Here is a 13,350-nt window from a genome sequence, read left to right as displayed (position 1 = left end):
CATACGCAGAAAAGGCCCGGACGACTCGATCCGGACCCTGACTGCTTCATCGGCTCTCGCCGCGACTACACCTCGGCGGGTTCCTGTGCCGGGAGGCTGTCCATGAAGGAGCTCACGGAGAAGACGGCGCGGCCGGGCCCGGGCTCACCGTATCCGGGGGGCGAGGAGAGACCGAAGTCCTCCATCGTCTGGCGATAGGCCTGCAGCAGCCGGATGTGGTACTCCAGCGGGGCGCCCTGCGGATTGGCCTTGCCGAGCGGGGTGGTCGGCTCGGGGCACCAGGTGGTGAAGCGGGGCGTGATGCCCTGCGACATGAAGAAGCGCAGCCCCTCGGTGGTGGACGCGATGGCCTCGTCGACGGTCTTGAAGCCGAAGGGCTCGGCCATCTCCACGCCCGCCACGAAGTTGGGGATCACATTGCGCGCGCCGAAGATCTCCGCCGACTCCAGGATCCGCTTGTGCCACTCGTCGCGGCCGACGTAGCGCTCCTTGCCGGGGCAGTGGAGCTTGAAGAGGTACTCGTCCCACACCTCGTAGTTGGGGTGGTAGATCTGCACGCCGTAGTCCTTGAAGCGCTGCACGTCGTCGCGCGGCAGCGCCTGGGCGACGACCTTGCCGATCCAGCGGCCCGGGAAGCGCTCCTCGATGGCCTTGGCGTAGTGGCCGTAGAAGTCGGCCTCGTCGCGTCCGGCCACCGTCTTGGTGATCGCGCCGCCGGTGAGGGTGTAGGCGGTGGAGGTCTTCGCGGTGTCGTACCGGTCGATGATCTCCAGGGCCTCGAGGACCTCCTCGACGTCCTTGACGCCGGTGTACGGGCGGCCGGCGGCCTTGTGCTGGCGCCAGTTGTGGTTGATGTCGCAGTACTGGCACTCCTCCTTGGCGCCGAAGTACTGGCAGACCCGGAAGACGGTCAGGTAGATGAGGTAGCCCCACTGGATGGTGGGGGCGACCTCCATGACGGACTTCCCGTTGGAGAGCTTGTGCTTGTAGTACTCCGGCATCGGCGGCACACCGACGTCGGCGATGCGCTTGCCGTCGAGGTAGAGGCCGAGCACGCCCTCCTCGTCGGCGGCGACGCGGTACGGCGACGACGGGTTCACGCGCACGGAGACGACGGTGCGGCGCAGGTCGTACGGACCGCCGGTGAGGATGATCTCCTCCGGTGGCCGCCGCAGCGCGGCCTCGCCGAGTTCGGGCAGGGTGCCGTGGTCGAAGGAGAAGATGAAGTACGACTTCGGCTTGACCTCTCCACCCTCGTTGTCGCTGAGCGCGGACGGATCGAAGGCCACCCCGCCGCGCAGCAGATCCTCCTTGAAGACGGCTTCCCGCGGTACGTGCGGGAATCGCTCCATCAGATCTTCGACCAGTGCGGTGCGGCTGCCCATCCGTAAATCTCCTCCCGGCTCAGGCGTTCGACTCCTCACGTTATGCCCCCGCCCGCCCGTCACGCGTACCGGGTCCCCTCGCGTCGAGCGATGTGTTCCGGTACGGGCGTTTCGTCCGGCAGTTCGGGGGCGGCGACGGGTGCGCCCCACACCGAGGTCAGCGGCAGGGTCCCGGCCCAGAGACCGAGCCCGGCGTCGGGTCCGTCGCCATCGTCCGGCGGGCCGCTGCGGATCTTGACCGAGGCCTCTTCGAGGGAGAGGGCGAGGAGCGTGGTGGCGGCGAGTTCCTTGCGGCTCGGGCCGCGGGCGTACGACCACTGCCCCGGGGTCGCGTGGTCGGTGAGCCGGCGCAGGCCCGCCAGCTTCTCCTCGGGGTCGGTGACCTTGCGGGCCTCGCCGTGGATCATCGCGCTGCGGTAGTTCACGCCGTGCTCGAAGACGGACCGGGCGAGGACCAGCCCGTCGACGTGCGTGACCGTGACACAGACGGGGACGCCGCCGGAGAGACTGCGGCTCGCCACCGAGCCGTGGAGATAGAGCTCCCGGTCACCCCGTCCGTACACGGTCGGGACGACCAGCGGCCGACCTTCGACCACCACGCCCAGGTGGCAGACGAAGCCCGCGTCGAGGATGGCGTTCAGGTCGGCGCGGTCGAGGCTGCCCTGGTCGCGCAGGCGGCGGTGGCGGGTGAGGTCGGTCTCAGGGAGCGGGTCGAGCGTCATGACGAGGGAAGCTACTGATATCGCCGCTTTGACGCCAGACATTTATCGATATCCATACCGAGGACCTTCTCCAGCTACGAAATCCGCAGCCCCTCAGGCGCCGTGCTCCAGTGCCGCCAGCTCCACCGGATACGCCGGTCCGGCACCGGTCGCGAGCCGCTCCGCCTCCTCGGCCACCGCTGCGCCGAGCCGGGCCAGCTCATTGCCCTGGGAGCCCGCGAGGTGCGGTGTGACGAAGGCGTTGGGGAGCTCGTACAGGGGCGAGTCGGCGGGGAGCGGTTCGGGGTCGGTCACGTCGAGGACCGCGCTGAGGCGGCCGGTGCGGAGTTCGGCGACCAGGGCGTCGTGGTCGACCAGCCCGCCGCGCGCGGTGTTGACGAGGACCGCCCCGTCGGGCATCAGGGACAGCTCACGGCGGCCGATGAGGTGATGCGTCTCGAGGGTCTCCGGCGCGTGGACGGTGACGATCTGCGAACTCCGCAGCAGCTCGTCCAGCTCCAGCAGGGGCACGCCGAGTCGGGCCGCCTGCGCCTCCGTGACGTACGGGTCGGTGAGCGCGGGCCGCAGGTCGAAGGGGCGCAGGAGTTCCAGGACGCGGCGGCCGATGCGGGAGGCGCCGATGACGCCGACCCGGCGGCCGTGGTTGCCGATGCCGGGGACGATGCCCCAGCCGGGGTGGGCCCGCGAGGCGCGCAGTCGCTCGCGGGCGACGAAGAGGTCCTTCCCGGCGAGGAGGATCATGGCGAGGGTGTACTCGGCGACAGGGAGCGCGTTGGCGTCGGCGGCCGAGGTGACCTCGATGCCCCGCCGCCAGATCTCCGGCGTGGCGAAGCCCTTGACCGAGCCGGCGGAGTGCAGGATCGCCCGCAGTCCGGGGGCGGCGTCGAGGACCGTCGCGTCGATGCGGGGGCAGCCCCAGCCCGTCACGAGGATCTCGGTGCGGGCCAGCGCCTCCTTGACGCGCGGGTCGCTGAAGTCCTCGGCCACGAGATCCGGGTCGATGTCCACCGCCTCCCGCAGCCGCTCCAGCACCTCCGAGGGGAAGACGTGGGCCAGGTTGGCGGCGGTCATGGCGAACAGCGCCTGGGGACGCTCGGGCAAGGTGGTGACCCCCGGTCGAGGAAAACGGATAGAAACCGCTCTCTAAGTTAGGTGGCGGCGAATGAGAGGGTCAACGCAGAGGCATGCCGGCGAGGGCCGGCGTTCCAGGGAAGGGACGACAGGGATGACGGAGACGGTCACCAACTGGGCGGGCAACATCACGTACGGCGCGAAGGAGCTGCACCGCCCGTACTCGCTCGACACGCTGAGCGCCCTCGTGGCCGGGAGCGCGAAGGTGCGGGTGCTGGGCAGTGGGCACTCCTTCAACCTGATCGCCGAACCGGGCCCCGACGGCGTGCTGCTGTCGATCGCCGGGCTCCCCGCGGTGATCGACGTGGACTCCGCGGCCCGTACGGTGCGGGTCGGGGGCGGTGTCCGGTACGCGGAGCTCGCCCGCGCGGTCCACGCCCAGGGGTTCGCGCTGCCCAACATGGCTTCGCTGCCGCACATCTCGGTGGCGGGGTCGGTCGCGACGGGGACGCACGGCTCGGGTGTGGGCAACGGTCCGCTGGGCTCGGCGGTGCGGGAGGTGGAGCTGGTCGTCGCCGACGGGTCGAGGGTGACGATCGGCCGGGACGACGAGCGCTTCGGCGGTGCCGTGACCTCGCTCGGCGCGCTGGGTGTCGTCACCGCGCTCACCCTGGACCTGGAGCCGGCCTTCGAGGTCGAGCAGCACGTCTTCACCGAACTGCCGCTGGAGGGACTGGACTTCGAGACGTTCTCGGCGGCCATGTCGGCCGCGTACAGCGTCAGCCTCTTCACGGACTGGCGGGAGCCGGGCTTCCGGCAGGTGTGGCTGAAGCGGCGGGTGGATCAGCCACTCGACCAGTTCACCTGGGCCGCGCCCGCCACCGAGAAGCTGCACCCGGTGCCGGGGATGCCCGCGGTCAACTGCACCGAGCAGTTCGGGGTGCCGGGACCCTGGCATGAGCGGCTGCCGCACTTCCGGGCGGAGTTCACGCCGAGCAGCGGGGCGGAGCTGCAGTCGGAGTATCTGCTGCCGCGGCAGTCAGCCGTCGAGGCGCTGTATGCGATCGACGGTATTCGGGAGACGGTCGCCGGTGTACTGCAGACCTGCGAGGTGCGTACGGTCGCCGCCGACGAGCAGTGGCTGAGCCCGTCGTACGGACGCGACACGGTGGCGCTGCACTTCACCTGGATCGAGGACACGGCGGCCGTGCTGCCGGTGGTGCGACGGCTGGAGGAGGTGCTCGACGGCTTCGGGCCGCGGCCGCACTGGGGGAAGGTGTTCACCACGCCGGGCGGGGTCCTGCGGGGCCGCTACCCCAGGCTGGACGACTTCCGGGCGCTGGCGCACGGCCTGGACCCTGAGGCAAAATTCGCCAACGCCTTCGTCCGGGACGTGCTCGCCGACTGACTTTATAAAGCCCCTTTCCTAACCCCTTGTCGAAAGTCCCCGGCAGCCCATAGCCTTGCGCCGCGCCGGTGCCGATGCCGTCCCGGCGAGAGCCGAAGGGACGGGGGCAACCCGGTGAAGCGCACCTCACGTGACATCCGTACCGCGAACCGCTACGAGGTGCTGCGCCAGATCATCGCCGCGTCGCCCACGTCCCGGCAGGAGCTGGCGGCCGCCACCGGGCTGAGCCTGGCCACGGTCGCCACGCTCGTCGGCGAGCTGCTCGATCTCTCGATGATCACGGAGGTCGGGTTCGAGGACTCGGCGGGAGGCCGCCCCCGGGGACTCGTCGCGGTCAACGCGTCGGGGGGCGCGTTGATCGGTGTCGACATCGCGGAGACCTACGTCCATGTCGAGCTGTTCGACCTCGGGCTGAACGTGCTGGCCCGCGCCGAGGAGGACGTCCGCCCGGGTGAGAGCCTGCCCGAGCAGGTCGTCGGCCATGTCGCCGCGGTCGTGGGCCAGGTGGTCGCGCAGGCCGGCATCGAGGGCGCCCGTGTCCTCGGGGTCGGGGTGAGCGTGCCGGGCCAGGTGGACCGGGACACCGGGTTCTGCGAGTACGCGCCCAACTGGGACTGGCACGACGTGCCGCTGCTCGATCTGCTCACCGAGCACATCGCCTACCCGCTGTACCTGGACAATCCGCTGCGCGCCTCCGCGGTGGCCGAGCTGTGGTTCGGGGCCGCGCGCGGACGCGGGAACGCCGTGGTGGTGAACCTCGGCACCGGGGTGGGCGCCGGGCTCGTGCTCGGCGGCGGGCTGCACCGGGGGGTGAGCAACAGCGCCGGCGAGTGGGGCCACACCACGATCGTCCTGGACGGCCGGGTGTGCCGCTGCGGCAAGCACGGCTGCGTGGAGGCGTACGTCGGCGCGTCCGGGATCATGCTGAATCTGCGGGAGTTGAGTCCTGGCAGCCCGCTGCTGCACGAGGACGACCAGACGGCCACCATCGCCGCCCTGGCCGAGGGGCTGCGGCACAGCGATCCGGTGGCGGTCGGCACGCTCCGCGACACCGTCCGTTACCTCGGCGCGGGGATCGCCAACCTGGTCAACCTGTTCAATCCCGAGGTGATCGTGCTCAGCAGCTGGGTCGCGGCCGCCCTCGGCGAGCCCCTGGTCGAGGAGGTGCGCGAGGCCGTCGCCCGGCACGCGCTGCCCCGGCCGATGGCGGCCACCGAGATCGTCCTGTCCCCGATCCCCACGGATCCGGTGTGCCTGGGCGCGGCGACGTTCGCGCTGGAGGGCGCCCTCCAGTCGGTCGGCCAGAAGTCGCCGAAACGCACCATCACGCCCGCGAGGGCCAAGACGCACAACCCGCGTTAGTCACAGCCTGGTTCCGGCAGTGGGCCGCAGGGCCCGGAAGGCAGTAACCCGCAGTACCCGAAGGGGGGTCGCGGGCCGCTGGTGCGGCGGCCCGTGACCCGTGATGTCCGGTATCCCGAACACTCCGCAACGCTTCGAACAGACTTCGTCCAACCCCTTGCCGAAGCCTTAGCCGAAGGTTAACGTCCCGCACCGCGACACCAATTGAGCCACCTGGCGCTGAGCCGCTTCAGGCACCGGGCGCAGGGCCGCAGCCGTACTCGAGACAAGGACGTCAAGCATGTCGGCAATGAGTAACGTCAACTGGGACCGCCGTACCGTTCTTCGGGCCGCCATGGGTATGGCCGCCGCCGGCGGACTGGCCGCGTGCGGGGGCAACACCGGACGCAGCAGCTCCGGCGAGGGCCTCACGCAGTACTTCCACGCGTACGGCGAGGCGGGCACCGAGCAGGCCATCAAGCGGTACGCGAAGGCCTACAAGGAAGCCAACGTCACCACCCAGTGGATCACCGGCTCCAACTTCGAGAACAAGCTGTTCCCGGCTCTGCTCACCAAGAACGCGCCCGACGTCTTCGAGTTCCACCCGCAGCTCCAGATGGTGACGAGCGGCCAGGTGGCGGACCTGAGCGACATCATCAACCCGGTCAAGGACGACTTCAACCCGGCCGACATCGCCTCGCACACGGTCGACGGGAAGATATACGGCGTCCGGATGATCGACGACCCGCAGTTCTTCTACTACCGGCCCTCGCTCTTCGAGAAGGCCAAGGTCGAGGTCCCCCAGACGCTGGAGGAGCTGATCGAGGTCATCGACAAGCTCACCACGAGCAAGGTCAAGGGCGCCTTCCTCGGCAACGACATCACCCCCGTGCAGTCCCCGCTGATCTGGTCGGCCGGCGCGGACACCCTGAACGACAAGAACGAGATCGCCTACCACACGGACGCCGTGGCGGACGGTCTGAGCCAGCTGCGCAAGCTGTTCACCAGCGGCAACCTGCTCCTGGACGCCCCCGCCGACTGGTGGGACCCCTCGGCCTTCACCCAGGGCCTGACCGCGATCCAGTGGTGCGGCATGTGGGCCATGCCGGTGATCCAGAAGGCGCTCGGCGACGATGTCGGCATCTTCCCGTTCCCGAAGGTCGGCGACTCCGGCAAGTTCTCGGTCACCAACGGCGGCTGGTCGATGTTCGTCAACGCCAAGAGCAAGAACCTCGACGCGGCCAAGGAATACGTCAAGTGGCTGTGGATCGACCAGAAGGAGTACCAGGAGGACTGGGCGCTGTCCTACGGCTTCCACATCCCGCCGCGCACCTCGATCGCGCAGTCGGCCACCAAGCTCAAGTCGGGTCTGCCGGCCGAGGGCGTCAAGCTCTTCAGCGAGTACGGGCACTTCGACAACATCGCCTGGACGCAGTCGATGATCGCCTCGGTGAACGACGTGATCGCCAACTCCGTGCGCAAGGGCGGCAGTCCGGAGGCCTCACTCGACGCCTGTGACAAGAAGGTCAACGCAGAGCTCAAGAAGCTGTTCGGATAGGCCGGCGGGCGGACCTCGACATGTCGACCACCACCAAGCTCGACCTCACGGACGCCGCCCCGGCCAAGCCTGAGAAGGCGCGGCCGCGGCGGAGTCTGCGGGCCAACAGCACCCTCAACTTCTGGCTCTTCACCAGCCCCTTCCTGATCGGCCTGGTGATCTTCGTCTTCGTGCCGATGGGCTGGAGCATCTACCTCAGCTTCTTCGAGGCACGCTTCACCGTCTCGCCGAGCGAGTTCATCGGCCTGGACAACTACAAGGCGATCCTGGACAACCCGGACTTCACCGGGTCCCTGGTCACCTTCACCGTCTTCGCCGCGTTCATCGTGCCCACCACGTGGGCGCTCTCGCTGGGCCTGGCGCTGCTGGTGCACCGGCTCACGTTCATGAAGGCGTTCTTCCGGTCGGTGTTCTTCATCCCGACCGCGGTCTCCTACGTGGCCGCGGCGCTGATCTGGAAGATGTCCATCTTCAACGGCGTCCGCTTCGGTCTGGCGAACACCGTCATCGGCTGGTTCGGCGTCGAGAACACCGCCTGGCTGGCCAACCCGGACCCGCCCTGGTACTGGCTGGTCATCGTGACGCTGCGGCTGTGGCTCCAGGCCGGCTTCTACATGATCCTGTTCCTGGCGGCGCTCCAGAACATCCCGGCGGAGCTCTACGAGGCCGCCTCGATCGACGGCGCCAAGCCGGGCTGGCAGACCTTCCGGTACATCACCCTGCCCCAGCTGCGGGCCACCTCGACCGCGGTGATCCTGCTGCTGCTGATCGCCGCCTACCAGGCCTTCGACGAGTTCTGGAACCTGCTCGGCAAGGCGACCTGGGGTCAACCACCCCTCGTCGAGCTGTACAAGACGGCCCTCGGTGAGAGCCAGGACTACGGCCAGGGCAGCGCCGGAGCGGTCATCCTCACCGTGCTCATCCTGATCATCACGCTGTTCCAGGGCAAGATCATGGGCTTTGGAAGGGGTGAGGAGTCCAAGTGACCACCACCGCACCTGACGTGACGAAGACCCCCCGCAAGAAGCGCGGGGGCAAGGTCATCGGCAACACCGGGCTCTACATCGCCACCGGTGTCGCGGCCCTGCTCTTCCTGGTCCCGTTCTATCTGATCGTCCGCAACGCCCTGATGACGGACCCGGAGATCACCGGCGAGGACTGGAAGTGGTTCCCCACCGACATCCAGTGGGGGAACATCACCGAACCGTTCAACGACGAGACCGTCGACTTCGGCCGGGCCCTGTGGAACTCCTGGGTCGTCGCCGTCCTGCACACCAGCGGCATCCTGCTGATCTGCTCGCTCGCCGGCTACGGCCTCGCCCGCATCCCGTACCGGCACGCCAACAAGGTCTTCTACGGCGTCCTGGTCACCCTGATGATCCCGACGGCCGTCACCTTCGTGCCGAGCTTCGTGCTGGTGTCGTCGCTGGGCTGGGTCGACACCTACCGCGGCCTCATCATCCCGGGCCTGTTCAGTGGTTTCACCTGCTTCCTGTTCCGGCAGTACTTCCTGGGGTTCCCCAAGGAGCTGGAGGAGGCGGCACGCGTGGACGGACTCTCGTACTGGGGGGCGTACTGGCGGGTCGTCGTGCCCAACTCGCTGAACTTCTTCGCGGCGATGGCCACGATCACGTTCATCAGCGGCTGGAACTCCTTCCTGTGGCCCCTGGTCATCGGCCAGGACCCGAGCTCCTGGACCATTCAGGTGGCCCTGTCCTCGTACATGACCAACCAGACCGTCAACTACCACCTGATCTTCATGGCCACGGCCATTTCCATCCTGCCCCTGTTGCTCGTGTTCCTCTTCCTCCAGCGCTGGCTGGTGCAGGGGATCGCGCAGACCGGCATCAAGGGCTGACGTTCTCTTCTCAAGACCTGGAGACCGATGTCTTTCCGCACCACCGCCGTCGACTACGTCGAGGACGTCTCGCCCGGTAGCGGGGCCCTGCCGCCCCGCGCCTGGTACGCCGCCTCCGACGCGAAGGCGCTGTCGCTCAACGGCAGTTGGCGCCTGCGCGTCTCGGCGACCATCGACGCCGAGGACGACTCGTTCGCCGAGGAGGGCTACGACGCCGGGGACTGGGCCGAGGTCCAGGTCCCCGGGCACTGGGTCCTCCAGGGGCACGGTTCGCCCATCTACACGAACCATCTGTACCCCTTCCCCGTGGACCCGCCGCACGTCCCGACCGAGAACCCGACCGGTGATCATCTGCGCGTCTTCGACCTGCCCGAGGGCTGGCCGGCGGAGGGCGGTGCGGTGGTCCGCTTCGACGGCGTCGAGTCCTGCGCCCGGGTCTGGCTGAACGGCACGGACATCGGTGAGTTCAAGGGGTCGCGGCTGCCCCATGAGTTCGCGGTGGGGCATCTGCTGAAGCCGAAGGGCAACGTCCTCGCGGTCCGCGTCCACCAGTGGTCGGCCGGCTCCTACCTGGAGGACCAGGACCAGTGGTGGCTGCCCGGCATCTTCCGTGACGTCACGCTGCTGCACCGTCCGGCGGGCAGCGTCCTGGACTTCTTCGTGCACGCCGGCTACGACCACGTCACGGGCGAGGGCACCCTGCGCGTCGACTCCGACGTCGACGGGCGGGTGACCGTGCCCGCCCTGGACATCGATGTCGCGACCGGCGAGTCGGTGACGGTCGCCGTGGAGCCGTGGAACGCCGAGACACCCCGGCTGTACGACGGCGAGCTGGTCACCGAGGGCGAGCGGGTCCCGCTGCGCATCGGCTTCCGCACGATCGTGCTGGAAGGCGGCCTGCTCAAGGTCAACGGCAAGGCGATCCTCTTCAAGGGCGTCAACCGGCACGAGTGGCACCCCGAGAAGGGGCGCGCGCTCGACCTGGAGACCATGCGCGAGGACGTGCTGCTGATGAAGCGGCACAACCTCAACGCGGTGCGCACCTCCCACTACCCGCCGCACCCGGCCTTCCTGGACCTGTGCGACGAGTACGGCCTGTGGGTCATCGACGAGTGCGACCTGGAGACCCACGGCTTCACCGAGCAGGACTGGCGGGACAACCCGGTCGACGACGACCGCTGGGCCCCGGCCCTCCTGGACCGCGCCGCCCGCATGGTCGAGCGCGACAAGAACCACCCCTCGATCGTCTTCTGGTCGCTGGGCAACGAGGCCGGCACCGGACGCGGCCTCACCGCGATGGCCGAGTGGATCCACGGCCGCGACTCCTCGCGCCTCGTGCACTACGAGGGTGACTGGAACTGCCGCGACACGGACGTCTATTCGCGGATGTACGCCAACCACACCGAGGTCGAACAGATCGGCAAGGAGCTCGACGGCGGCACCCACAAGCGTCGTGAACTCCCCTTCATCCAGTGCGAGTACGCACACGCCATGGGCAACGGCCCCGGCGGACTCGCCGACTACCAGGAGCTGTTCGAGAGGCACGACCGGCTCCAGGGCGGCTTCATCTGGGAGTGGATCGACCACGGCATCACCCATCCCGAGCTGGGTTACGCCTACGGCGGCGACTTCGGCGAGGAGCTGCACGACGGCAACTTCGTCTGCGACGGCCTGATCTTCCCCGACCGCACGCCCTCCCCCGGCCTGGTCGAGTACAAGAAGGTCATCGAGCCGGTCCGGATCGAGGGCGACGGCGCCGACGGCACCGTGCGGGTGACCAACAAGTACGACTTCGCCGACCTGTCGGCGCTGGCCTTCGAGTGGTCGTACCAGGTCGAGGGCGAGACGGTGGAGTCCGGCTCGCTGTCGGTGCCCGCGCTGAAGCCCGGTGAGACGGCCGACGTGAAGCTGCCGGAGCCGCCCGCGGACCACCGGGGCGCGGAGACGCAGTGGACCGTGCGGGCGCTGCTGGCGCAGGACGCCTCGTGGGGGCCTGCGGGCCATGTGGTGGCGTGGGGTCAGTTCCCGCTCGCCGCCCGCCCGTTGCCGTCCGTCGCGCCCGCCGAAGGGCCCGTGCGCGGCGAGGGGCGGATCACGCTCGGCCCGGCCTCCTTCGACGCCCGCACCGGTGCCCTGCGGTCGGTCGGCGGGGTGCCGGTCGAGGGCCTGCGCCTGGACGTGTGGCGGGCGACGACGGACAACGACGACGGCGCCGAGTGGCAGACGGACACCCGCTACGGGACGCTGTGGCGGGCGCTCGGCCTGCACCGGATGCAGCACCGGCTGGACGCGGTGGAGCTGTCCGACGACGCGCTGACCGTGCGGACCCGGGTGTCCCCGGCCGCCCGCGAGGTGGGCCTGGCCACGGTGTACCGCTGGACCTCCGACGGCGACCAGCTGAAGCTGACGGTGTCCGTGGCACCCGAGGGCGACTGGACGGTGCCGCTGCCCCGCCTGGGCATCCGGCTCGGGCTCGCCGAGGCGGACGCGGTGCGGTGGTTCGGCGGCGGTCCCGGTGAGGCGTATCCGGACAGCCGTCTGGCGTCGGCCGTCGGCCGCTGGCAGTCGACGGTGGACGCTCTTCAGACGCCGTACGTGCGCCCGCAGGAGAACGGTGCCCGTGCCGACGTCCGCTGGGCGGAGATCGGCGGGCTGCGGATCGAGGGCGACCCGGAGTTCTGGTTCACCGCCCGCCGCTGGACGACCGAGCAGCTGGACGCGGCCACCCACCTCACCGACCTCACCCCCGGCGAGACGGTCTGGGTCAACCTCGACCACGGCCAGCACGGCCTCGGCTCGCAGTCCTGCGGACCGGGCCCGCTGCCGCAGTACCACCTGAAGGCGGAGCCGGCCGAGTTCTCGTTCGTGTTCTCGACCGCCGGGTAAGAGATCCATTAATCGATTGACTGATTGATCGACATTCCGACACTGTCGGAACGTCGCCAGCGGCCGGTCGGCATCCTTGCCGACCGGCCGCACTTGTGTTTGCGCACAGAGGAGTTGATGCCACTTGGTCGGCAGCATCGAGGTCCGCGGACTGTCCCGCACCTTCCACACCACCGTCCGCCGGCCGGGCTTCACCGGCGCGGTCCGTTCCCTGGTCAACCCGGAGCGGGTCGCCAAGCACGCCGTCACCGACATCACCTTCGACGTGTCCCCGGGCGAACTCCTCGCCCTGCTGGGCCCGAACGGTGCGGGCAAGTCCACCACCATCAAGATGCTCACCGGCATCCTCACCCCCACCGCCGGCCACGCCCGGGTCGCGGGCGTGGTGCCCTACGAGGAACGCGAGCGCAACGCCCGCAACATCGGCGCGGTGTTCGGGCAGCGCACCCAGCTGTGGTGGGACCTCCCCGTGCGGGAGTCGTTCGCGATCCTGCGGGACATCTACGAGGTGCCGAACGCCGAACACGCCGCCCGTCTACAGGAGTTCGACGACCTCCTGGACCTGTCGTCGTTCTGGGACACCCGGGTGCGCCACCTCTCGCTCGGCCAGCGCGTCCGCAGCGACCTCGCCGCCGCCCTGCTGCACGATCCGCCGGTCGTCTTCCTCGACGAGCCCACCATCGGCATGGACGTGGTCGTCAAGGAGCAGGTCCGGGAGTTCCTCAGGCACCAGGTCGAGGAGCGGGGCCGCACGGTCCTGCTCACCACCCACGACATGACGGAGGTCGAGCGGCTCGCCGAGCGGGTCGTCCTCGTCAACCACGGCCGGCTGGTCCTCGACGGCTCCCTCGACGAGATCCGCCGCAAGTTCGGCTCGACCTGGCAGGTGCGGGCCACCCTCGCCGACCCGCACGCCGAGATCGTCCCGCTGCCGGGCATCACCCTGCTCCAGCAGACGGGCCCACGCCTGGTGTTCGGCCCGGACGGCGTCGACGCGCCGACCGTGCACCAGGCGCTGAAGGCCGTCATCGAGCGGTACGAGGTGACGGACATCGCGCTCGACGAGGCCGACCTCGAGGACGTGATGCGGGCCGCCTACGTCCATGCGGAAGGGGTCTGAC

At 69.3% G+C, this 13,350-nt stretch carries 10 protein-coding genes; 7 read left to right on the top strand and 3 right to left on the bottom strand.

Going from position 1 to position 13,350, the window contains the following annotated elements:
• Positions 1-65 precede the first annotated feature (65 nt).
• From OG381_RS35825 to OG381_RS35815, 3 genes are all read right to left on the bottom strand, one after another.
• Positions 66-1,385, bottom strand: coding sequence for a radical SAM protein (locus OG381_RS35825; protein ID WP_307024309.1), 1,320 nt, complete (start codon positions 1,383-1,385; stop codon positions 66-68).
• Between the two features lie 59 nt (positions 1,386-1,444).
• On the bottom strand, positions 1,445-2,107 hold the full coding sequence (locus OG381_RS35820; protein WP_327720142.1) for a pyridoxamine 5'-phosphate oxidase family protein: 663 nt from the start codon (positions 2,105-2,107) through the stop codon (positions 1,445-1,447).
• Positions 2,108-2,200: 93 nt separating this feature from the next.
• On the bottom strand, positions 2,201-3,208 hold the full coding sequence (locus OG381_RS35815) for a hydroxyacid dehydrogenase (RefSeq protein WP_327720141.1): 1,008 nt from the start codon (positions 3,206-3,208) through the stop codon (positions 2,201-2,203).
• Positions 3,209-3,332: 124 nt separating this feature from the next.
• Here OG381_RS35815 and OG381_RS35810 point away from each other — a divergent pair, with 124 nt between their 5' ends.
• The 7 genes from OG381_RS35810 (at position 3,333) to OG381_RS35780 (ending at position 13,349) form a co-directional block, all read left to right on the top strand.
• Positions 3,333-4,586: an FAD-binding protein gene (locus tag OG381_RS35810; protein WP_327720139.1), complete on the top strand. Its 1,254-nt coding sequence runs from the start codon at positions 3,333-3,335 to the stop codon at positions 4,584-4,586.
• Between the two features lie 114 nt (positions 4,587-4,700).
• Positions 4,701-5,948 (top strand): ROK family protein, encoded by a 1,248-nt coding sequence (locus OG381_RS35805; protein WP_327720138.1) that lies wholly within the window; start codon positions 4,701-4,703, stop codon positions 5,946-5,948.
• 280 nt (positions 5,949-6,228) lie between these two features.
• On the top strand, positions 6,229-7,485 hold the full coding sequence (locus OG381_RS35800; RefSeq protein WP_327720137.1) for an ABC transporter substrate-binding protein: 1,257 nt from the start codon (positions 6,229-6,231) through the stop codon (positions 7,483-7,485).
• A 20-nt stretch (positions 7,486-7,505) separates the two neighbouring features.
• The gene (locus tag OG381_RS35795; protein WP_327720136.1) at positions 7,506-8,471 is read left to right on the top strand and encodes a carbohydrate ABC transporter permease; all 966 of its coding nucleotides are present in this window, start codon (positions 7,506-7,508) and stop codon (positions 8,469-8,471) included.
• Entirely contained in the window at positions 8,468-9,343 is an 876-nt protein-coding gene (locus OG381_RS35790; protein WP_327720135.1) for a carbohydrate ABC transporter permease, read from the top strand. The genes OG381_RS35795 and OG381_RS35790 overlap by 4 nt, the downstream gene beginning before the upstream one ends.
• Before the next feature lie 27 nt (positions 9,344-9,370).
• Positions 9,371-12,229, top strand: a complete 2,859-nt coding sequence (locus OG381_RS35785) for a glycoside hydrolase family 2 TIM barrel-domain containing protein (RefSeq protein WP_327720134.1) — start codon at positions 9,371-9,373, stop codon at positions 12,227-12,229.
• 124 nt (positions 12,230-12,353) lie between these two features.
• Complete coding sequence (locus OG381_RS35780) at positions 12,354-13,349, top strand: ABC transporter ATP-binding protein (RefSeq protein ID WP_327720133.1); 996 nt, start codon at positions 12,354-12,356, stop codon at positions 13,347-13,349.
• The last annotated feature ends 1 nt before the right edge of the window (position 13,350 follow it).

This window comes from Streptomyces sp. NBC_00490 (assembly GCF_036013645.1).
GTDB lineage: Bacteria > Actinomycetota > Actinomycetes > Streptomycetales > Streptomycetaceae > Streptomyces > Streptomyces canus_F.
The sequence above is the reverse complement of the archived record's forward strand: the minus strand, read 5'-3'. Positions and strand labels throughout refer to the sequence as shown.

Coding starts and splice junctions, on each gene's coding strand:
- OG381_RS35825 (WP_307024309.1), bottom strand. CDS start 1,385: ATGGGCAGCCGCACCGCACTGGTCGAAGATCTGATGGAGCGATTCCCG.
- OG381_RS35820 (WP_327720142.1), bottom strand. CDS start 2,107: ATGACGCTCGACCCGCTCCCTGAGACCGACCTCACCCGCCACCGCCGC.
- OG381_RS35810 (WP_327720139.1), top strand. CDS start 3,333: ATGACGGAGACGGTCACCAACTGGGCGGGCAACATCACGTACGGCGCG.
- OG381_RS35800 (WP_327720137.1), top strand. CDS start 6,229: ATGTCGGCAATGAGTAACGTCAACTGGGACCGCCGTACCGTTCTTCGG.
- OG381_RS35795 (WP_327720136.1), top strand. CDS start 7,506: ATGTCGACCACCACCAAGCTCGACCTCACGGACGCCGCCCCGGCCAAG.
- OG381_RS35785 (WP_327720134.1), top strand. CDS start 9,371: ATGTCTTTCCGCACCACCGCCGTCGACTACGTCGAGGACGTCTCGCCC.